The sequence below is a fragment of the Nonomuraea polychroma genome, assembly GCF_004011505.1.
GTDB lineage: Bacteria > Actinomycetota > Actinomycetes > Streptosporangiales > Streptosporangiaceae > Nonomuraea > Nonomuraea polychroma.
Map to the genome: position 1 here is coordinate 4,405,900 of NZ_SAUN01000001.1, position 19,232 is coordinate 4,425,131.

Here is a 19,232-nt window from a genome sequence, read left to right on the forward strand (position 1 = left end):
ACTTGCATACAGCCATGAACATGGCTCCCCTGTGCGGCGTATCCCTAACTAGCTGACGGGTGCCGCTCGTCGAGGCCGCGCCCAAGGACCCGGAAGGGGATGACGGCATATGCGACTGCGCCAGAGCCGCCCCGTACTCACCGTCTGCGGCATTGCCGCGCTCTCATCACTCATCGCCTGCGCCCCCTACTCTCCGACGCCCGGCTCCGGCGCATCCGCCTTCAGCACGGAGCCGGCCGTCGTCGACGTGGACGAGACCAGCTCGCCTTCAGCGGAGGCCGAGCCCGAACCAGAGACCGGCACCTGGCAGACCAAATGGGGGCCACTGACGGAAACCGACCGCAGGCTCATCACCGGGGTCCGGCTCGCCAGCCTGTGGGAGATGCCCATGGCGCAGGACGCGGTGCAGCGAGCCAGCACCTCCCGCGTGCGCGAGATCAGCAAGGAGATCGCCGGACAGCACCACACCCTCGACGAGCAGGTCCGCGACGTGGCCGCGAAATTGAAGGTCAAGCTGCCGGTGACGCCCACCGACGAGCAACAGGACTGGATGAACGACATCTCCAGCAAGTCCGGGTCAGCCTACGACGCCACCTATGTCAAATGGCTGCGACTGGCTCACGGCAAGGTCTTCGCCCTGATCGGCACCGTCCGCGGCAGCACCCAGAACACCCTGGTCCGGCGCTTCTCCGAACAGGCCAACGCCGCTGTGCTCAATCACCAGCGTCTCCTGGAAAGCACCGGACTCACCACCCCCGAAAGCTTCCCCACCCCATCCGGCTGACAGGGCAGCGCGGCCGAGCACACGCCGGTCGAGATCGAGGCGCGGAGGTGGCTCTGTCCTGCCGGACGTGGCAGCTGGTGCGCACCGTCATCGCCGCGAGCATGTACAACTGTGACCATGGGATCGCGCGCTTCGGACCGGGCGAATGCCGAGGATCTCGGCGCGGTCGTCTCGGCGGTCCTCACCGGTTCCCGGCTGCTGGTCGCCATCACCGCCCGTTCCCTGGCCGCCGTCCAGGACCGCGTGACGCTCCCCCAGTTCCGCATGCTGGTCGTGTTGTCCGCCCATGGCGAGACCAAGCTCGTCACCATGGCCGACCTGCTCAACGTCAACAGCTCCACCGCCATGCGCATGGCGGACCGTCTCGTGAACGCCGGCCTGATCGTCCGCGAGGTCAACCCCCACAACCGCCGCGAGGTCCTCATGCGGCTCACCTCCGAGGGACGACGCATCGTCGATGAGGTGACCGGACGCCGTCGCGAGGAAATCGCCGCCATCGTCTCTCGCATGACCCCCGAGCAGTGCCAGGCCCTCATCTCGGCCATGACCGCCTTCAACCAGGCAGGCGGCGAACCACCGGCGAACCTGCCCTATCCACTCGGCTGGCCGGACCAATAGGCCCGTGCCGGCTCGGTCTAAGGCCTGGACTGCTGATCCCCAGGAGTCTTGGGCGGGGGCGGCGGCGCCTTGTCCGGCGCAGCCGGCTCGTCCGGCGCAGCCGGCTCGGGGAAGGCGAGACCTCGCGTGACGGCACGATAGACCACCGCGGTGAGGGGAACCGCCACGACCCCGCCCGCGATCCCGCCCACCAAGGTTCCGGCGGTGACAGCCACCAGCACCACGGCCGGGTGCAGACGGACGGCCTTGCCGATGATGACGGGTTCCAGCAGGTTGCCCTCGAGCTGCTGCACGATGACGACAGCGCCCAGGACCAGGAGCGCGTCGGTCACGCCGTTGCTCACGAGGGTCACCAGCACGGCCACCGCACCGGCCACGACCGCGCCGACGATGGGCACGAAGGCGAACAGAAAAGTGAGGAACGCCAGCCCCAGGGCGAACGGCACCTGCAGCAGGATCAGCGCGAGGCCGATGCCGACCGCGTCGACGGCCGCGACTGCCATGGTTCCCCGGACGTAGGCGACCAGGGTGCTCCATCCAGCCCGGGCGGCCGCGTCCACGCGCTCGCGACGGCGGGCCGGCAAACGGTGCACGATCCATTCCCACATGCCGGGCCCGTCACGCAGGAAGAAGAACAGCAACACCAGCGCCGCGGCCATGGCGGCGAGCGTCTGCAGCGTGGTCATCGCTCCCGCGACGGGATCCGGAGCGGCGCCCCGCAGGGCCCTGATCAGCTCCTCGATGGCCGCGTTCAGCTGCTGCTGGTTCAGCGGGCCCGAGGTCAGGAAGGCACGCAGCTGATCCAGCCCGGCCAGGAGCTGGCGTCGCAGATCGTCGAACTGCGCGATCGCCTGGTTGGCCACCAAGGTCAGCGGTCCGGCCACGACGAGTACGAGGAGGAGCACTCCGGCGAGCGCACCCAGCCCCTTGGGGACGTGCAGCCGGTGCAGGAAGGCCGCCACAGGGTGCAGCAACGCCGTCAGGAACAGCGCGGCCGTCACCGCCAGAGTCACGGGCGCCAGACGTACGAGCACCCAGCCCACCAGCGCGATCGCGGCAGCCGCGACCAGCAGGCAGGTGCTCGTCGCGGCGATGGTGCGGAGCAGGCCCGGTACGGCAGGCCAGCCGGCTGGTGGCCGGTCGCCCGCGCCTGCCTGACTCCGCCCGGTCGCGGCGTCACCGAGTCGTCGTGCCACGATGCGACCTCCGGATCAGCGACCGCCAGACTGCGTCATCACAAGCGGATGCGGCATGCGCTCGCCCTACCCCGTCGCCATGAGACCAAGCATCCCGCCAGGGCCCTCGGCGGACACGGCGGCGCTCAGGTGAGGCGGTGCCACTGCCGGACCGCGTCGAGGTGCTCCTGCCGTCCGATCGCCACGAGATTGGAGCGGTAGAGGCCGACAGCGTCGGGTTTGCCGAGGTCGGCTCGCGAGCACGGCCGCAGGACGTTGTCCAGCTCGTCCACCAGGAAGACCCAGCGATAGCGGGCGAAGACAAGGTCAAGCAGGTCGCCGGCACTGCAGCCGCAGGCCGCTTGGAGTTCGGGATGCAGCTCGAACAGCAGCGTCGGCAGGGCGGTCAGGGTCTGGGCCGAGCCCCGCAGCACGAAGCCCTCGTAACCCTCGACGTCGATCTTGATGATGTCGGGCGGTTCAAGGCGACTGCCGGCAAGGTAGGCATCGATCGACGTCATGGGCATGGTGACCGTCCCCGCGGGCGTGCCGACATTTGCCTCCGCAGCCGAGTGTTTGCCGGACTGTTCGCCCGACAGATACATCGTCAGCTCGCCAGGCGAGGCTCCCACGGCCACCGGCTCCACGGTCACGCGGCCGGTCAGATCGTTACGGTCTACGTTGCGTCGCAGGTAGGCGGCGTTCTCCGGCACCGGTTCGAAGGCGATCAATCTGCCGCCCCGCGGAAGGCGCGCCGCACCGGTGCAAGCGTAGACGCCGATGTTCGCTCCGACGTCGACTATCACTTGACTCACCGTGGCCAGCCGTTCGAAGACGCTCACCTCGAACTCTTCGTAGTATCCCGCCGAGACCGAAGGCATGATCGTCGTGTCCCATGCCGGGCCGGTCAGCACCACCCCTCGATAATGCGCCTCGGCCTCGCGATTCCCGGCGATGACGCCCAGCCGGAACACCGTGTGGTAGAGCCGGTTGACCAGGGAGAACCGCCGGATGCTACGGCCGCGCAGCAGTGCGCGGGCCGCCCGGCTCCGGTTGGCCGCCCTGGCCGCCCGCATCACGCTGATGGCGACTTTCCGCCGTATTTTCATCATTAATGCGGCCATGATATGGAGTTTCACTAATTACTAGTCATATGGAAAGAAGCCCAGCGAGCGTCACCGGCCGGTTTTCGGAAACAGGGTGGGGCCGATCAGCTCGTTCCATCGCCCGCCGAAGATCGTTCAGAGCTCGCGGATCGGCTTGCCGACGTCCGGCATCATCGGCTGCCATCTGACTCGGCACCTTTCTGTTATCCGGGCCCGCCGGCTTCGTCCCCTCTCACGAGAGCCCCCACTCGGGGGGCGGCGATGATAAGGCAGCAATGAGCGACAAGGGTTTTGCGAACCCCTCAGCCCGTCACCTGGCCCTCGCCGTGCTGGCGACCGCGGTCGCCGTCTGCGGCGCGCAAGGGCCGGCGGCCTCCGCGACCGTGCGCACCGGCGCCTCGGCGGCGCCGTACGGCGGCACCGGCCTGCCCGATCCGGTCAAGGACCCGGGAGCCGATCCCGTCTTCTCCTCCGACGGGGATCTGAGCAGGAAGGAGACCTACACCTACCGGCCGTCCGCGCCCGGCGACCACGCCTTGCCGCCGGGGACGTTCACGCTGTCGTACGACGTGTCCCAAGCCGCACGGCGCCCTCTGAAGGCGGAGCTCGTCAAGGCGCGGGCGGAGCTCGCGCACAGCACGGGCATCGCGCTCTACCTCACCGGCGGGACGGCGCTGAACGACGCCGACCTGAGGGCGGTACAGACCGTGGGCAACCCCGAGAGCGCGGGCGGGCTCGGGCTGACCAAGCTCAATCGGCTGCACGTCTACAACCTGCGATCGCTCCAGGGCGGGACCGAATGCACCCCCGGCTCCGGCCTGGCCTGCGCCGGGCAGATCGCACGCGGCGGGCGCTCGCCGTACCTGTGGCACAACGGCTGGTGGGGATCGTGGGTCAGGCACCTGGTGCTGGACGATCTGCAGGACATCAAACCGGGCTCCTTCAGCAACCACAACTTCGCCTCGGTCAGCTTCAAGGCGGCCCGCACCGTCGGCGCGATGGCGTTCGGGCACGGACCGTACGCCAAGCTCAGTGTGCTCTACCTGCCCAGCGTCACGGAGATCGGCGCGAACGCCTTTCGCCGGAACCAGTACCTGACGAAGGTCAACCTCCCGCGGGTGCGCACGATCGACGACTTCGCGTTCGACGACGCTTCCCGCCTGCGCTACTTCAACGCCCCCGAGCTGGAGTCGATCGGCAGGAACGGACTGAACGACAGCCACGTGCTGGAAGCGGTCAACCTGCCCGAGCTCCGCTACATGGGCATCAACTGCTTCGATCTCAACGGCAACGCCGCCGCCGGGACAGGGATCAAGGTGTTGCGGCTGCCGAGCCTGCAGGCGCTGGACAAGAACGCCGTCGTCCGCCTCGCCTCGCTCAAGGAGCTGTACGCGCCCGCGCTGACCACCGCCTGGCACGACTCGATCTCCGACAACGCGAGCCTCACCTCGGTGTACGCGCCGAGCCTGAGCAGGCTCGGTCCGCGGGTCTTCGCGCGTGATCCCCAACTGCGGGCGCTGTACCTCGGTCAGAAGCCACCGGTCCAGGACCCGGCCGCGTTCGCGGGAACCGATCCGGCCAAGCTGATCATCTACTACACCGGCGACACGTCCGCCTGGGCGAGCTTCGTGCCCGCGGGAAGTCCTAGGATCAAGCTGGTCAAGCGGAACGCGGACGCGACCCCCTCCGCCACCCCGTCGGCCGCCTCTGTGCCGTCCCCGACCTCCACGCCCGGTCCGTCAGCCGCGGTGTCCCCATCACGGACGTCCACACCGCCGGCCACTGCCGGACTGCCCACAGGTGTCAGGCGGTCCTTCCGGTCGGTCGGCACTCCTGAGGCCTTCATCCAGGCGTCCCGCGGCCGCGCCCGGCTTGCCGCCATCCGCGAGGAAGACCCGGTCGCAGCGCGGCAGGCCGCCGGCTTGCGTATCGTGCCGGGCCTCGCCGATCCCCAGGGGTACTCATTCATCGGCCCCGACGGCCGTTACTTGCGCCATCAGCACTTCCGGCTGCGTTTCGACCGCGGTGACGGGAGTGCCCTGTTCAAGAAGGACGCGACCTTCTACGCCCGTCCGGGTTCGATCACCGGATCGGTGATCCTGGAATCGTTCAACTACCCTGACCGGGTCGTCCTCCCCCGCAACGGTCAGCTGTGGCTCGCTCCCCGGCAAGCGACCGCCGCCTTCCGCGCCGCAAGCTCCTTCCAGCCGGTCTCGCCTCTCTGAACAGCATCACGTTGCTTCTGAGGCGAACGAACACCCGCGGCGCGGCGCCGTACGGTCCGGGAAGGCTTCGAGAGCTGCTGGCGGCGAAAGCCAGAGAACACGGCTCACGGTAGGTTGGCGAGCTACGTCCAGGAGATCACGGTTATGGTGGGCCGCAACGCGCGCGCCCACCACAGTTTCCCCACCCTGCCCGACCATCTGCTGCTCGCCTACGGCCGCGCCCAGTGCGCCGCCTACCCGCGCTCGCGGATCAGCTTGGGCGTGCTCGCGCCCATCTGCCCGGCCGCCGCCGCGGACCGGCGGCGCGAGCCGCACGCGCAGGACGTCGAGGAGCAGCGGCTGGAGGCCGAGATGCGCCGGTAGGACGCGCGCAACCAGGCCACCTGCGACAGTTCCCGGCACGGTCCCCGGATCCGACGTGATCATCTGGTGGCGGAATCCATCACAGCACCCCCATAATGCCCTGATGATCCGCCAACGCCTGACCCTCCTCGCCCTGGCCCTCATGCTGGCGCCGACCACCGGTTGCGGACTGGCCGGCATGGCCCTCGGCAGGTCCACGTTCACGGTGACGTCCGAGGCCATGGAACCGACGATCAAGAAGGACTCCCGTGTGTCGGCGCGGCGGACTGATGACGGTTACGTCCCGAGCCTCGGCGACATCATCATTTACCGCGCGCCAAGGGAGTGGTCCTCCACGACATCTGACGGCACGTATGTCTCGCGGGTCATCGGCGTACCCGGAGCGAGGGTGAAGTGCTGCGACGCCCAGGGCCGGCTGGAAGTGGACGGCAAGCCCCTGGACGAGCCCTACCTCGCCGAGCTTCCGGCATCCCATCTGAGTTTCGAGGTGTACGTGCCGCGGGACCGACTCTGGATCATGAGCGACAACCGCGACGTCGCCCTCGATTCCCGTGCCCACAGAGGCGACGCCGGCAACGGCACCATAGGAGTGGCGGACGTTGCCGGCGTGGTGGACGATGTGGCGAACTCATAGATCCGTCGCAGGTCAGACGGCTTCTGGGGCGACCTCCACCGCCCGGCGGGACATGCGCCGCTCGAACCACACCGAGGCGAACGGCGGCACCCCGCAGGCCAGGCCGAGCACGATCGTCCCCCTGCTCCAGCCGTGGGTGCGCGCTGCAGAGATCACCGCGGCCACGTACAGCAGGAACAGCCCGCCGTGGACAGGACCGAAGATCTTCACGCCGAGCTCGCCGGTCACCAGGATGTACTTGAAGAACATCCCGACGAGCAGCCCCGCCCACGACAGCGCCTCTGCGATCGCCACGAGCCGGAACAGACGAAGCTCCACCACACGCCACCTTTCCTGTCTTCCTGCGACTTCCAGATCTTCCGACCTGCCTGGCTCCAGGACGACGCCCGCCGCGGGGCCATGACCGCAGCCGGAAGTCCTGAAGGCAACGCCACTTACTCTACGGTGCGTAGAGCACTGTGCGCGGCCACTCGTGCCGTACCAGGGCCGACCGCGTCAGGCACCGACCGGGGCGGGCCTGCGCCCGCGGCGGCTCCTGCGGATCGCCCATTCGGCGACGGCCAGATTGATCGCCCAGCCGGCGCCCAAGAGCAACTGCCTGGTGAGCTGGCCGGGTGTGCCGACGGCGGCGAGCCAGAGGGCATGGGTCACCGCCTGCATGCCCGCGCCCATGCCGATCGCGTAGCCGCGGGTCATCCAGGCGCGGTGCCGGGCGATGTCGCGCCGCCGGATCGCGGCCAGGCCGAGTGCCAAGGAGACGACCATGGCGGTGCCGAAGCCGAGCCGGAACACGGTGAGAAGGCCCTCGTCACCGACCGGGAGAGTGTGGAACAAGGTCATCCACAGGCCCGACAACGCGGCCAGGAGCCCGGCCGGGACCAGGATCCGTCCGGCGGCGCGGTGCAGGCCGGGCCGGCGGCGGCGCAGGCGCGGCGCGAACTGGAAGGCGCCCAGGACGCTGAACGCGCTGGCGGAGACGATGTGCAGCACCACGGGGACGGGGGCGGCGAAAAAGCGCTCGTTCGCCGGCGTGATCTCGGCGCCGGCGGTCAGCTCGGTCACCCGGATGGCGCCGGCGAGCACCGGGATGACGCTGAGGACGATCAGCCCGGTGGGAAGCAGCCAGCCCGCCCGTGGTGCCCTCGTCGTGCTCTGGTAGGTCATGCCTCCGATGGTGGCCTCCGGGGCGGTGCCGGCTCATCGGCAGAACGGTCCGCGCCGGATCCGCCTATGAGCCACCGGGGCCGTCGTACTTTCGGCCAAACGGCCGCCGTCCCACCTGTGACAGTCCACGTTGCGAACATGGAGGTACAGTCATGTCCACGCCGCCCTTGTGGCCGGAAGAACTGGTCAGCACCGGTGCTGAACGCGAAGTCCTGGAAGCGTTCCTGGACTGCCAACGCAGACAGATCAAAGCGAAGCTCGCAGGGGTCGCGGAGGAAGCCGCGCGCCGGCGAATCGTGCCCTCGAAGACCACGCCGGCGGGATTGATCAAGCATCTGACCGCGGTGGAGAGAAACTGGTTCCACCGTCAGCTGGCACAACGCGATCCCGCCGGCATCCCCGGCAACTCCAGAGGTGACGATCAGAGCTGGGAGCTGGGCCCCGACGACACCCTCGACCACCTCATCGCCGAGTACGACAAGGTATGCCAGGAGAGCCGCCGCATCGCAGCGGGATTCGCTCTCGACGACACGGTCCCCTCCGAGAGGCTTGGTCGGGTATCGCTGAGGTGGATCTACACCCACATGATCGAAGAGACCGCCCAGCATGCCGGACACGCGGACATCCTCCGCGAACTCATCGACGGTGCCACCGGGCTGTAATCCGCTTCACCGTCGCCTCGCGGGCCCGCGCCAGATCAAAGCCCATCCCCGGCACTGCCGCAATATTCGGGGGTGTCTGCCATACCGAGTTGCCGGCCCGTTCCATCGCTTCCGCCGATAGCTATACAGCTGGGCAAGAGTTGAATTCAATTTCAACATCGAGATCTCATCGCAATTGACTCAGGACAGGCGCCCTTAGGACTCCAATCGCCCAGAGCCGAGTCAGGCCCGATGCTTAGCGCGGACGCGCGCGACAGCGACCAGCGACTTTCGCGCCGGCCGAGGCGCGCCACGGGGCCGGAGACGTGATGATCCCGGATATCGAGGCCCACGCGGGTCCCGTGGCGATGTCGGGGTCTACCTGGAGTGCGAGGTTGTCCGTCGAGCGGATCGGTTGAGGTCTCACCGGCCCTGGCCATGAGCCAACTGGCTCACGATGAATAACAGGCTTGTAACACTCGAGAACCACGCACACGAGTGAAGGACTTCGCGGTCCCGGCCCGTTCTCGGATCTCGTGTTCGAGGGAGGCGCTCCAGGCGATGCATAATGTACTGAAGGACGCTACAGTACCTGCAACCATAACGTAATTGGAGCATCATCATGGCAAAGCGCATCGTGGAATCCTTTATCGATGACATCGACGGCAGTGACGCCGAGGGAACCACCACGTTTGCTCTCGACGGCACGTCCTACGAGATCGACCTGTCGGGCCGGAACAGGGAGAAGTTGGAGAAAGCCCTCGCTCCCTTCATCACCAAGGCCCGCCCGGTCCGCGCGGAGAAGGGCGTTCGTGGCCGGCGCGGAGCCGCCGGCGCCGGTCGAGGCATCAGCCGTGAGAAGTCCACTGAGATCAGGCGGTGGGCCAGGGAGCAAGGCCTGCCGGTGAGCGAGCGAGGCCGCATCGCGGCCAGCGTGGTGAAGCAGTACGAATCGGCCCACTGAACGATCGACCGCCCGAGCTCTGTGTCCTGGAGCCGCGCTACGTGGCCCTGATCCGGTCCTGGCGTGACGATACCTTGGGCTTCAGAGCCACTCGCGTTTGCGGAAGGCGAGGTGGAGGCCGACCGAGGCCACGACGAGGGACGAGGTCCACAAGCCGATCGGCTGCTCAGAGCCCGGATAGGGCACGTTCTGGCCGTGAAAACCGGTGATCATGGTGGGGACGGCGATGATGGCGGCCCAGCTGGTCAGCTTCTTCATGATGTCGTTCAGCCGGCAGCCCTGCTGGGTCAGGTGGGTCTCGCGGATGTTGCTGATCAGGTCGCGCAGCGAGGCTCTTACGCAACGCGAAGGTGTGGCGTCGCAGCGCAGGGCTCGTGTCGGAGGCCCTGGCGACCGGGAAGCCTAAGCTTCACAGCCGTGTCCTGGCGGAGCACGTCGGTTTGATGAGCGCCGGTCCCCTGGAGCCCGCCGCGATGGTGACGCGGCCGCCGAGTACGGGCTGGAGCTGCACCAGCCGCAGTGAATGACGCATCGATCCATGCATGGCCCTCCAACGGGCCCGCGCCGCCGGGGTCGGCGCGGGCCCGGGCCCGGCGAGCCAGCAGCGACGGAGAGGGGCTGCTTTCGCCGGAGCTCAGAAAGGCGCTCAGGAAACAGCCGGAAACCGGATTCTCCAGCCAGGGATCCGCTCGTTACCGCTGATGCTCCTCACGAAGGGCTCCTTCGGCGTCAGGCAAGCGGATCGGGACCATGGCCGGCAAGACCCGCGGCGTACATCTCGCGATCGAGCCGGGCCAGTGCCCCTTGCACTCCCGTGGAAACGGGATGTTCTCCCGCAGGAGTCGTTGCCGGACCGGTCGCCGAAGGTGAGGCCTGAGCGGGAATCAGGTGATGTTGCGGAGCCACGGTCCCTGCGGGGATCAGCCCTGATTCAAGGAGTTTCTTCAGGAGTTGCTCCAGGTCGGCCTGTCCCCCGGGAGCCGGCACCATCCCCGACGGAACGGGCTCGAACACTCGTATGGCGTCGGGCATTCCCCTTCCCGTACGGTTCGGATCGCCGAGTTCAACAGGCACGCAGCTGGCTTTGAGCACCTCGAACAGGCGGTCGACGCGCCGGTGGTCGCGCGACCGATACTCGTTGTGGAACTCCTCTCGGTGTGCCAGCACGAGCGCGGCCAGTCCGGTGACGTGAGGTGCCGCCTGGGACGTGCCATCCCAGCTCGCGTAGCCGCCAGGGACGGTCGACAGAATGGCCACGCCTGGGGCGCAGACATCGATCTCCGGGCCGAGACAGGTGAAGCGCGCGGAGAAGTATCCGTCGCCGTTCGGCTGCAGGGCCTCGGCCGCGTGTCCGCTGTCTGCCGGGTAGGTGCCTACCTTGCCGATGGCCGCCACGGTCAGGACCGTGGGCATGTTGCCCGGGAAGTTGACGGGGCCCGCGGTGTTGCCGGCCGCGACGATGCACGCCACTCCGAGAGTACGGGCATCGTTGATCTTGTCTGCGATCAGGTTGTTGTAACCGAGCATGCCCATGCTGAGATTCACCACATCGATCTGCTTGTCGATGCAGTAGTCGAGGGCCTCGATGAGATCGCTCTCGTATCCCCCGGGGAAGATCTTGCAAATGTGCATCTCCGCTTCCGTGGCGAATCCGAAGATGCCCTGGCCATTGTCTTCCGCCGTGATGATTCCGGAACAATGCGATCCGTGCCGGATGGCGTCCACGGTCCATCCGTTCGGCTTCCGATCGACCAGGTCCTTTCCAGCCGCGACCTGATTTCTCAGATCGGGATGCTGGATGTCGGCCCCCGAGTCAATGACCGCGATCTTGACACCTGCACCCCGGAAAGTGGGCGACAACTGGTCCAAGCGCATGGCCCGCTGTCCCCAGCCGAACATCTGCTGTGCCGGAAACCCGGTGAACGTGTCCGACAGTTTCCTCAACGTCACCACGTTGTCTCGGGTCGGAGACAATGCGGGCCGGTCCATGCGCCAATTCCAATGCCCGTGGGCCGGCATGACCAGCACGGACTGGACGGATTGGGGTGTGTCGCCGAACAGCGTGACCTGCGCCCGTCCGTCGTTCCCTGTCACCGCCTGGAACCTTCCCGCTGTTCCCATGACATGGATCGTCGCGTCCCGCAGCGGAGTGGCTGCGGCGTCCTGGACCAGGAAGGAGATGGTGGTCTGCAGGCCGAGCGGGGTCAGCAGCGGCTCGGCATGCACCGTGTCGATCGTTGGCGTGCTCTTGGCCAGGGTGAGCAGGCGATCGCGCTCGATCTGCACCTGCGGAAGCTGCTGGCGCAGCATGCGCGCGTATTCGACGTCCATCTCCGCGACGACGATTTCCGGCACGGCGACCGCCGTGGAGAAGAGTGTGGCACGGGCCGGCTGGAGACGGCGCACGACCTGGACCCGGGAATCCTCCTGGAGCATCTGGTGCAAGGCCGCCGGGCTGACGGGCTGCTCGGCCATTCCGGCGCCCATGAGCTGCATCGGGGACTTGGCCGCCAGCATATAGCGTTGGAGACGAGCCTCTATTCCCTCGGCGGGTTGCCGCTTCTTCACCGACTCGGAATCCACGGGCTGCGCGTTCGGCTGCGGTTTCGATTTGGCTGAACGGGCTCGCGACTTCCCGTTCTCACCTTTTTCTTTTTCTGCCATTGGATCGCCATTTTCAGTAGACTGTGATTGCGGACCGGAGCCCAGCGGAGTAAGGGGATTGTCAGGCTCGATGACCACCTGAGGCCCCAGCCGGCGCTTGAGCGCCTGGGCGTGTGCCGTAGTCATCTCCACCACGACAAGGCTGGGAGCCTGCTCGTTGCCGACCGTTCGAAGCACCCTGACCTGTGGATCGCGGGCGAGCTCCTGCGCCAGCCGGGCGAGCAGACTTCGGTCCCTGCCGCCGATCATGAATCTCACGGCCCGTCCGGACCGGAACATGTCCGGTCCGGACGGCTCACCTGGTTTGCTCACGGCTGGATCGGAGCCGGATAGCCCACCAGCCGGAGGATTTCTGCCGCGTCCCGGAGCCGGCCGATGCATGCGTCGTACTGCTTGGTGCGGTACAGCTGAATGGCCTGAATCGCTACAGGGACGATTCCCACGAGATGGGGTTGCTGCGGCACCGTTGCCTGCAGCCAGTTATTGAACTGCTCCAGCAGCACCCGGCATCGTTCGCCGATTTCGACGGACGGTGGTGCCGTCGCACTCTCCGACATCGGACGGAATGAGATCGATTGCGCGGACGGCGTGTTGGTTTGTGCTGATGATGACATCACTTCTACCCGTCAGGCTTTGATGAGCGGAAAGCCGGTCGGCGAACATTCCGGTGGGAAAATGTCCGACCAGCTTCGGTTGGCGGAATATACGTGGCTGGTTGCAGCCCGTTTCTCGGCGTCCCCGCGATGAGTGTGTTTCGCGCATGTCTCCAGGCGCAGGACTGCGGACCCAGAATTGTCCGCCGAGTCGTCTTGGAGAGGCCGGGCCGAATTTGCCCGCGCAGCTCAGAATTTACCGCTCAGCGCGCCGAAGCAGTCGGTGATGGTGTAGGAGGGGTACCGCTTGAACAGTTCCCCGATCGTGTTGACGACGTCCGCGGGCACCATCTGCTGGCCCTGCTGCCCCAGAGCTCCGCCCAAACCAGCCGACGCCGGCTGCATCCCCTGCTGCTGCGTACTGAACAGATCGAGGATGCCCTTGAGCAGGACAGGACCGTGCTGTCTGGCGAGATCCACGATCGTGTTGACGACGTCCGCCGGAACCATCTGCTGGCCCTGCTGCCCCAGAGCTCCGCCCAAACCAGCCGACGCCGGCTGCATCCCCTGCTGCTGCGTACTGAACAGATCGAGGATGCCCTTGACCAGGCTGGGACCGAAGGTGACCCCGAGACCGACCAGCGTGCTCACCAGCTCCGCAGGATAGAGCTGCTGACCCTGCTGCTGAGTGCTGTAAGGAGTGAACTGCTGCTGCCCTTGACCGCCGAAGCCGACCGGCGAAGCAGGACGCATACCTTGCTGTTGTGTGCTGAACAGATCGAGGATGCCCCTGATCAGGCCGGGTCCATGCTTGATCGCCAGATCCACGACCGTGCCGATCGCATCCGCCGGAACCATCTGCTGGCCCTGCTGCCCACCAAAACCACCACCAAATGACGCCGGCTGCGCACCCTGCATCGGCGTGGAAGGCTGCCAAGCCCTCGTTGTTGCGTATGTCATTTCTCCCCCTGTGTGTGTCGTGAAGGCGCGACGCGCATGACGGATGCCGCCTTGGCCAGGCACGGTGATGCCCATTGAGGCACGGCGATCTCCGCGGCCTCTGAAACGGCAAGCGACGACTCACCCCATCTGAGTCGTCGGCCCCGCCTGCTTGGCCACGAACCGTGCCACCCCGTCAGCTTCTATCCGCCGAGCTCCCACCTTGCTACATATGGCCGCTGACCTGCAAGGACACGTCTTTCATAGGAAGGGCCCTCCCACGGAGAGCCGGTCATACGTGCGACAATCCCCGTTGTGGATCACGAGAGCAGCGGCAGCAGTAGTCGTGGCCCGCTAGGGGACTTCTTGGCCGCGCGACGGGCATCGGTCAGCGCAACCGAGGCCGGCTTGCCGCAAACCGGGCAGATCCGCCGTGTACCCGGGCTGCGCCGCGAAGAAGTGGCGCAACTGGCCGGCATCAGCACCGACTACTACAGCCGTCTGGAGCAAGGACGCGTGCGTACCGCCTCGCGCGCCGTGCTGGACTCCCTTGGCCGGGCCCTGCAACTGAACGGCGACCAGCAGCGCTACCTGATCCAGCTCGCTCATCCCGATGACGGCGATCGCTGTGGCGACGGAGAGGTGGAGCAATGCGTCAGTCCACAGGTGGCGCGCCTGCTGACCAACCTTGTCGACACGCCGGCCCTGGTCTTCAACCCGTACCTGGACATCCTGGCGTGGAACCGGCTGGCCTCAGCGCTGCTCGGAAACCTGGCGGATCTGAAGCCGCGGCATCGTAACTACGCGCGCATGGTCTTTCTTCATCCGCACACCAGGTCCCTCTTGGTGGACTGGAGGGAGCGAGCGCAAGAAGTCGTGTCCAGTCTGCGCATGGCCGTCGGCACGTACCCGGCGCATGCCAGGTTGCGCGAGCTGGTCAACGAGCTGACCGCTTGTGATCGCGATTTCCGTACGTGGTGGAGGCAGCACCTCGTCACGACGCGCACCTGCGGTCAGAGTCGGCTCAACCATCCCATAATCGGGCGATTCCTCGTCGATTGGCACGTTCTCACCCAGGTCGACGACACGGAGCAGGGAATCGTGCTGCTCAGCGCGCCCGCCGGATCCCCGTCCCACGCCGCCATCCGATGCCTGGACGCCTGGGCGGTCGAGCAAAACCTGCAGCATGGCGTGGGCGCCCGAGCAACCGGGGCCGGCTCGCAATAGCCCCGCCAAGGGTCGCCAGGCCCCTGTGGCGGGGTGGCCGACGATCCCTGAATTTCGCAAGATCACCGTTGGCGAGGCGATATACGGTGAGATCATGACCGCGGTTGCCGATGGGCTGGAATTACGTTTGGCGTCGACCTCCGACCGTGAGTGGATCTACCGCCTCCGGCATGAGGTGTACGCGCGTGAGCTTGGCCAGCACGCCCCCAATGCGGCAGAGCGGCTCACCGACGACCTCGACGAGAACAACGTCTACATCGTGGCGGCCCTCCGGGACCGACCTGTCGGATTCGTCAGCGTCACGCCTCCGTGGGCGGGCCGCTATTCGATCGACAAGTACCTGCGCAGGCAGGAGCACCCGGAGCTGCGCGAGAGCGGCCTGTTCGAGATCCGGATCCTGACCGTTGATCCGAGTCGACGGGGTGTGATGACCGGCAAGCTCTTGATGTACGCGGCGCTGCGGTGGGTGATGTCGCACGGCGGCCGCACCATCGTGGCCTTGGGCCGTGTCGAGCTCCTGCCGGTGTATCTGGATTTGGGGCTGACCTCTACCGGCGTGCCCGTACGTTCGGGTGCCGTCGACTTCGAACTCCTGACCGGCGAGGTCGCCGATCTGACTGACCGGACACTGCGGCGGTACGGTCCCTTGCTGCGTGATGTGCAGCGAACGGTGCGCTGGGGATTGGAGGTGTCCTTCTTGCCCGAGGCGGAGTCCTGCGAGCACGGCGGCGCTTCCATCGAGGCGCTGGGGCACCGGTTCGACACCCTGGGAACGCGCCGCGACGTTGTGGCCGCCGACGTGCTCGACGCCTGGTTTCCGCCTGCCCCCACCGTCGTCGCGGCGCTCGCGGGTGGCCAGGAGTGGATCATGCGGACATCTCCGCCTGCGCGGGCCGCTGGGCTCATTGAGGAGATCGCGGTTCGCCGGAACGTCCCGGAAGGCGCCGTCGCCGTCGGTGCCGGTTCCTCCGATCTGATCTTCCGGGCTTTCGGCCGCTGGCTGGACGCCTCTTCGCGGGTGCTGCTGGTTGATCCCTCCTACGGCGAGTATGCCCATGTCGTCGAGCGGGTGATCGGCTGTCGTGCCGACCGGTTCTCCCTGCGCCGTGAGGACGGGTGGCGGATCGACCTGGACCGCTTCGCCGACTGCCTGCGCGGACGCTACGACCTGGTGGTCGTCGTCAATCCGAACAACCCCACCGGCGTGCATCTCGACTCGGGCGCGCTACGGGAAGTGCTGGCACAGGCGCCGGGCGGAACCCGGTTCTGGATCGACGAGGCCTACGTCGGCTACAGCGGACCCGGGCAGTCGCTGGAGCGGTATGCGGCGAGCACGGACAACACCGTCGTGTGCACGTCCATGTCAAAGATGTATGCGCTGTCGGGTCTGCGGGCGGCGTACCTGACCGCACCACCACAGATCGCGGCCGAACTACGCCGCTGGACACCACCGTGGGCGGTGAGCCTGCCCGCACAGATCGCCGCGGTGCACGCCCTGCGCGATCCCGGCTACTACACCGCCCGCTGGGCGCAGACCGCCCTGCTGCGCGCCGAGCTGGCAACAGCGCTCACCCAGATCGACGGCGACCTCCAGGTACACGAGTCGGTGGCGAACTTTGTCCTGATCACGCTGCCCCGCGGTGACCCGAGTGCCACCCGCCTGGTCGACTGGTGCCGGCGGCAGGGGGTGTTCCTGCGTGACCTGTCACCACTGTCGCCCGGGTTCGAGGGCAGGACGGTGCGGATCGCGGTGCGTGAGGCCTCGGCCAATGCCCGCACCGCCGACACCGTCGCCGATGCGCTCCATGACCTTCGGCGCACGGTTTGACCGACGTCGGTGATCTGATCCCGTACCTCGCCGGCGCACTGGCGGCCGGCGGGATCGCCGTGGCCGTGTCGCGGCGGCGCGAGTACGTTCTGCGGTGGTGCGCCTGGGCGGTGGCCGTACCTGTAGTGGTCGCCGCCCTGTATCTCGGGCCCGGTGGTGCGGCCGTCCTGGCCGCGGCGGCGGGTGTGGGATGCGCCGTCGAGTACGGCCGGCTGACCAGCCTGCCTCGGCCGGACCGCGTGGTGCTCACCCTCGCCGTGCCCGTGGCACCCCTGGCGGCCTGGCTTGCTCCTGCGCAGCTGCCTCGAGTGCTCGCCGCCGTAGTCCTGGTCGTCGCGCTGGTTCCGCTGCTGGCCGGGGACGCGGCGGGCGGGCTGAATCGGCTGTGCCTGGATGTGTTCGGCGTCGTGTGGTTCGCGCCGCTGATCGGAGTGGTGCTGCTCGGCCCGGCCGTTCTCGCGTTGTTCGCCGCGGTGTCGGTCGCTGACATCACCGCCTCGTTCGGCGGCAGGCTGCTGGGCGGGCCGCGGTTGTCGCCGCTGTCACCGGCCAAGCATTGGAGCGGCCTGCCGGCCGGCGCCGTCGCCGGCCTGGCCATGCTGGCCCTCCTGGGTACGTTCACGCTCCCTTTGGCCGTCGCCGTGACGGTCGGTGCGCCCCTGGGGGATCTGCTGGAGTCGATGATCAAGCGAGGTGTCGAGGCCAAGGATTCCGCTTCCTGGCTGGCGGGCGCCGGTGGACTGCTGGACCGGCTTGACTCCCTCCTGCTCGCCCTCGCCCTGGCCATGCTGCTCGGGGCCTGACGGGTACGGGAGATCATCCCAGCAGGGGGAACTCGGCGCGTCGGTGCCAGCGGTCGCCATCGCTGACGAAGAGGCTGACCGCAGCAACCTCCGCGGTCACCGGCAGCTGCGCGGTCAGGTGTTCTTCCACGTCGTCGAACACGTGGGTCTGCCGGCCATGGGCGACGGTCAAGTGCGGGATGATCTCGGCGTACTGTCCTCCGTAGGGAGGCGCCTCCGGCCATCGCGCCGCGACGGTCTCGGTCAGCGCGCGAAACGGCTGGTCAGGCGTCGGCGCGAGAGAGAGCACGCCAGGGAAGCGTTGGCACTTGTCGAACCGGACGGTGAAGGGACTGTGCTCGCCGATCAGCACCGTGAGAACGTCCATCACTCCAGGGTCCATACGGTCGATGTCCAGGAACGGAACGAGCACCGTCACGTGCGCGGGAACCCCGGCCGACGCGGAGGCATCGAAGCGCCGCCGCCAGTGCCCGACCAGCGGCTCGGCTTCGTCCATTACGGCCAGCAAAGCTGTTTGGCCTGCTCGATAGCGTTCTGAAGCATCGTTCGACATGGTTGGACGATCTCGAAAGTCGGAGCCGGTTCGCCACCTGTTTTGTGCCGCGGTCGTCTGCGAGCGGTTCGGCGAACTACGCGCTTCTGCTGATGAGTGGGGACTGTCGGACCGTGGGGTTACTGTCGCGGCATGGCTGACTTCATGGGTGAAGAACTCAAGGGTTCGCGGTTCGAGCGCGTCGATCTCAGCGGCGCGCGGTTCCGCGCCAGCGACCTGGCCGGTGCCCAGTTCCGCGGCGTCAAGATGAGCGGTGTCGTGATGCGCGGAGTCGAGTTGGTCAACGCCGACATCTCCGGCGAGATCGTGAACGTGACGATCAATGGTGTGGACGTCGGGCCGCTGATCGACGCCGAGCTCGACCGGCGCCACCCCGAACGGGCCACGATGCGCCCGACCACGCCCGCCGGTTTCCGGGACGCATGGGACACGATCGAACGGCTCTGGGACGGCACCGTCCAACGGGCCCGCCGCCTGGATCCCGCGCTGCTGCACGATTCCGTCGACGGCGAGTGGTCCTTCGTCGAGACCTTGCGTCATCTCGTGTTCGCCACTGACGCCTGGGTCAGAAGGGCCATTCTCGGCGATCCCGCTCCGTGGGATCCGCTGGATCTGCCGTGGGACGAGATGCCGGACATACCGGGGATACCGCGTGACCGCACGGCACGACCCTCGCTGGACGCGGTGCTCGAGCTACGCCGCGACCGGATGGCGACCGTGCGGGAGGTCATCGGCGGCCTCACCGAGGAGTCGCTGGACGGCCAGACCGAAGTGATCGAGACGCCGGGATGGCCACCCTCGCGTAGCTTTTCGGTGCGTGAATGCCTGCTGTGCATTCTCGGCGAGGAATGGGAACACCGGCTCTACGCCGAACGGGATCTTGCCGCTTTGCCGGCACGCACCCCATAGCGCTCGGCGGTTTCCGTACCACGGGGAGTCGTTCGTTCCAGG

At 67.3% G+C, this 19,232-nt stretch carries 21 protein-coding genes; 11 read left to right on the forward strand and 10 right to left on the reverse strand.

Annotation, left to right across the window (positions count from 1 at the left end):
- The first annotated feature begins 109 nt into the window (after positions 1–109).
- Positions 110–784 (forward strand): DUF4142 domain-containing protein, encoded by a 675-nt coding sequence (locus EDD27_RS20150; protein WP_127933781.1) that lies wholly within the window; start codon positions 110–112, stop codon positions 782–784.
- A gap of 117 nt (positions 785–901) precedes the next feature.
- On the forward strand, positions 902–1,402 hold the full coding sequence (locus EDD27_RS20155; RefSeq protein ID WP_127933782.1) for a MarR family winged helix-turn-helix transcriptional regulator: 501 nt from the start codon (positions 902–904) through the stop codon (positions 1,400–1,402).
- 17 nt (positions 1,403–1,419) lie between these two features.
- Here the strand turns inward: EDD27_RS20155 and EDD27_RS20160 are convergent, their stop codons facing one another.
- Together EDD27_RS20160 and EDD27_RS20165 are read right to left on the reverse strand one after the other, a co-directional pair.
- Positions 1,420–2,598 (reverse strand): AI-2E family transporter, encoded by a 1,179-nt coding sequence (locus tag EDD27_RS20160; RefSeq protein WP_164903699.1) that lies wholly within the window; start codon positions 2,596–2,598, stop codon positions 1,420–1,422.
- Positions 2,599–2,723: 125 nt separating this feature from the next.
- A complete protein-coding gene (locus tag EDD27_RS20165; RefSeq protein WP_127933784.1) occupies positions 2,724–3,716 on the reverse strand; it encodes an FkbM family methyltransferase in 993 nt (330 codons plus the stop codon).
- Positions 3,717–3,958: 242 nt separating this feature from the next.
- Between EDD27_RS20165 and EDD27_RS20170 the strand changes: the two genes are divergently transcribed.
- The 3 genes from EDD27_RS20170 (at position 3,959) to lepB (ending at position 6,905) form a co-directional block, all read left to right on the forward strand.
- Complete coding sequence (locus EDD27_RS20170; protein ID WP_127933785.1) at positions 3,959–5,908, forward strand: AbfB domain-containing protein; 1,950 nt, start codon at positions 3,959–3,961, stop codon at positions 5,906–5,908.
- A 144-nt stretch (positions 5,909–6,052) separates the two neighbouring features.
- Positions 6,053–6,271 (forward strand): hypothetical protein, encoded by a 219-nt coding sequence (locus tag EDD27_RS20175; RefSeq protein WP_127933786.1) that lies wholly within the window; start codon positions 6,053–6,055, stop codon positions 6,269–6,271.
- A gap of 103 nt (positions 6,272–6,374) precedes the next feature.
- Complete coding sequence (gene lepB / locus EDD27_RS20180; protein ID WP_127933787.1) at positions 6,375–6,905, forward strand: signal peptidase I; 531 nt, start codon at positions 6,375–6,377, stop codon at positions 6,903–6,905.
- Between the two features lie 12 nt (positions 6,906–6,917).
- On the opposite strand, the gene EDD27_RS20185 is transcribed toward lepB, so the two are convergent.
- Entirely contained in the window at positions 6,918–7,223 is a 306-nt protein-coding gene (locus EDD27_RS20185) for a DUF3817 domain-containing protein (protein ID WP_241564153.1), read from the reverse strand.
- Positions 7,224–7,400: 177 nt separating this feature from the next.
- Entirely contained in the window at positions 7,401–8,069 is a 669-nt protein-coding gene (locus tag EDD27_RS20190; protein WP_127933789.1) for a DUF2306 domain-containing protein, read from the reverse strand.
- 152 nt (positions 8,070–8,221) lie between these two features.
- Between EDD27_RS20190 and EDD27_RS20195 the strand changes: the two genes are divergently transcribed.
- Positions 8,222–8,731, forward strand: a complete 510-nt coding sequence (locus EDD27_RS20195) for a DinB family protein (protein ID WP_127933790.1) — start codon at positions 8,222–8,224, stop codon at positions 8,729–8,731.
- A 601-nt stretch (positions 8,732–9,332) separates the two neighbouring features.
- Entirely contained in the window at positions 9,333–9,674 is a 342-nt protein-coding gene (locus EDD27_RS20200) for a histone-like nucleoid-structuring protein Lsr2 (RefSeq protein WP_127933791.1), read from the forward strand.
- Between the two features lie 81 nt (positions 9,675–9,755).
- Here EDD27_RS20200 and EDD27_RS20205 read toward each other — a convergent pair whose 3' ends face one another.
- From EDD27_RS20205 to EDD27_RS20215, 5 genes are all read right to left on the reverse strand, one after another.
- The gene (locus EDD27_RS20205; protein WP_127933792.1) at positions 9,756–10,043 is read right to left on the reverse strand and encodes a CorA family divalent cation transporter; all 288 of its coding nucleotides are present in this window, start codon (positions 10,041–10,043) and stop codon (positions 9,756–9,758) included.
- Between the two features lie 40 nt (positions 10,044–10,083).
- Positions 10,084–10,206 (reverse strand): hypothetical protein, encoded by a 123-nt coding sequence (locus EDD27_RS57830; protein ID WP_277750734.1) that lies wholly within the window; start codon positions 10,204–10,206, stop codon positions 10,084–10,086.
- Positions 10,207–10,403: 197 nt separating this feature from the next.
- Positions 10,404–12,587 carry a S8 family peptidase gene (locus EDD27_RS20210; protein WP_241564822.1) on the reverse strand — a complete coding sequence of 728 codons (2,184 nt, stop codon included), beginning with the start codon at positions 12,585–12,587 and terminating at the stop codon, positions 10,404–10,406.
- Positions 12,588–12,646: 59 nt separating this feature from the next.
- Positions 12,647–12,841, reverse strand: coding sequence for a hypothetical protein (locus EDD27_RS54385; RefSeq protein WP_164903701.1), 195 nt, complete (start codon positions 12,839–12,841; stop codon positions 12,647–12,649).
- Positions 12,842–13,180: 339 nt separating this feature from the next.
- Positions 13,181–13,966 (reverse strand): hypothetical protein, encoded by a 786-nt coding sequence (locus tag EDD27_RS20215; RefSeq protein WP_127933794.1) that lies wholly within the window; start codon positions 13,964–13,966, stop codon positions 13,181–13,183.
- Between the two features lie 270 nt (positions 13,967–14,236).
- On the opposite strand from EDD27_RS20215, the gene EDD27_RS20220 reads away from it, so the two are divergent.
- The 3 genes from EDD27_RS20220 (at position 14,237) to EDD27_RS20230 (ending at position 17,728) form a co-directional block, all read left to right on the forward strand.
- On the forward strand, positions 14,237–15,097 hold the full coding sequence (locus EDD27_RS20220) for a helix-turn-helix domain-containing protein (RefSeq protein ID WP_164903702.1): 861 nt from the start codon (positions 14,237–14,239) through the stop codon (positions 15,095–15,097).
- A gap of 94 nt (positions 15,098–15,191) precedes the next feature.
- Positions 15,192–16,925, forward strand: coding sequence for a pyridoxal phosphate-dependent aminotransferase (locus EDD27_RS20225; protein WP_127933796.1), 1,734 nt, complete (start codon positions 15,192–15,194; stop codon positions 16,923–16,925).
- Positions 16,922–17,728 carry a phosphatidate cytidylyltransferase gene (locus tag EDD27_RS20230; RefSeq protein WP_206641535.1) on the forward strand — a complete coding sequence of 269 codons (807 nt, stop codon included), beginning with the start codon at positions 16,922–16,924 and terminating at the stop codon, positions 17,726–17,728. Before EDD27_RS20225 ends, EDD27_RS20230 begins: the two co-directional genes overlap by 4 nt.
- 13 nt (positions 17,729–17,741) lie before the next feature.
- Here the strand turns inward: EDD27_RS20230 and EDD27_RS20235 are convergent, their stop codons facing one another.
- Complete coding sequence (locus EDD27_RS20235) at positions 17,742–18,281, reverse strand: 2'-5' RNA ligase family protein (protein WP_127933797.1); 540 nt, start codon at positions 18,279–18,281, stop codon at positions 17,742–17,744.
- Between the two features lie 132 nt (positions 18,282–18,413).
- Between EDD27_RS20235 and EDD27_RS20240 the strand changes: the two genes are divergently transcribed.
- The gene (locus tag EDD27_RS20240; RefSeq protein WP_127933798.1) at positions 18,414–19,190 is read left to right on the forward strand and encodes a DinB family protein; all 777 of its coding nucleotides are present in this window, start codon (positions 18,414–18,416) and stop codon (positions 19,188–19,190) included.
- Positions 19,191–19,232 lie beyond the last annotated feature (42 nt).

Bases quoted from the DNA above. Each gene is read 5' to 3' on its own strand.
- EDD27_RS20225 (WP_127933796.1), top strand. From the start codon at position 15,192: ATGACCGCGGTTGCCGATGGGCTGGAATTACGTTTGGCGTCGACCTCC.
- EDD27_RS20210 (WP_241564822.1), bottom strand. From the start codon at position 12,587: ATGATCGGCGGCAGGGACCGAAGTCTGCTCGCCCGGCTGGCGCAGGAG.
- EDD27_RS20215 (WP_127933794.1), bottom strand. From the start codon at position 13,966: ATGGGCATCACCGTGCCTGGCCAAGGCGGCATCCGTCATGCGCGTCGC.
- EDD27_RS20155 (WP_127933782.1), top strand. From the start codon at position 902: ATGGGATCGCGCGCTTCGGACCGGGCGAATGCCGAGGATCTCGGCGCG.
- EDD27_RS20150 (WP_127933781.1), top strand. From the start codon at position 110: ATGCGACTGCGCCAGAGCCGCCCCGTACTCACCGTCTGCGGCATTGCC.
- EDD27_RS20195 (WP_127933790.1), top strand. From the start codon at position 8,222: ATGTCCACGCCGCCCTTGTGGCCGGAAGAACTGGTCAGCACCGGTGCT.
- EDD27_RS20200 (WP_127933791.1), top strand. From the start codon at position 9,333: ATGGCAAAGCGCATCGTGGAATCCTTTATCGATGACATCGACGGCAGT.
- EDD27_RS57830 (WP_277750734.1), bottom strand. From the start codon at position 10,206: ATGCGTCATTCACTGCGGCTGGTGCAGCTCCAGCCCGTACTCGGCGGC.
- lepB (WP_127933787.1), top strand. From the start codon at position 6,375: ATGATCCGCCAACGCCTGACCCTCCTCGCCCTGGCCCTCATGCTGGCG.
- EDD27_RS20175 (WP_127933786.1), top strand. From the start codon at position 6,053: ATGGTGGGCCGCAACGCGCGCGCCCACCACAGTTTCCCCACCCTGCCC.
- EDD27_RS20190 (WP_127933789.1), bottom strand. From the start codon at position 8,069: ATGACCTACCAGAGCACGACGAGGGCACCACGGGCGGGCTGGCTGCTT.
- EDD27_RS20235 (WP_127933797.1), bottom strand. From the start codon at position 18,281: ATGTCGAACGATGCTTCAGAACGCTATCGAGCAGGCCAAACAGCTTTG.
- EDD27_RS20170 (WP_127933785.1), top strand. From the start codon at position 3,959: ATGAGCGACAAGGGTTTTGCGAACCCCTCAGCCCGTCACCTGGCCCTC.
- EDD27_RS20240 (WP_127933798.1), top strand. From the start codon at position 18,414: ATGGCTGACTTCATGGGTGAAGAACTCAAGGGTTCGCGGTTCGAGCGC.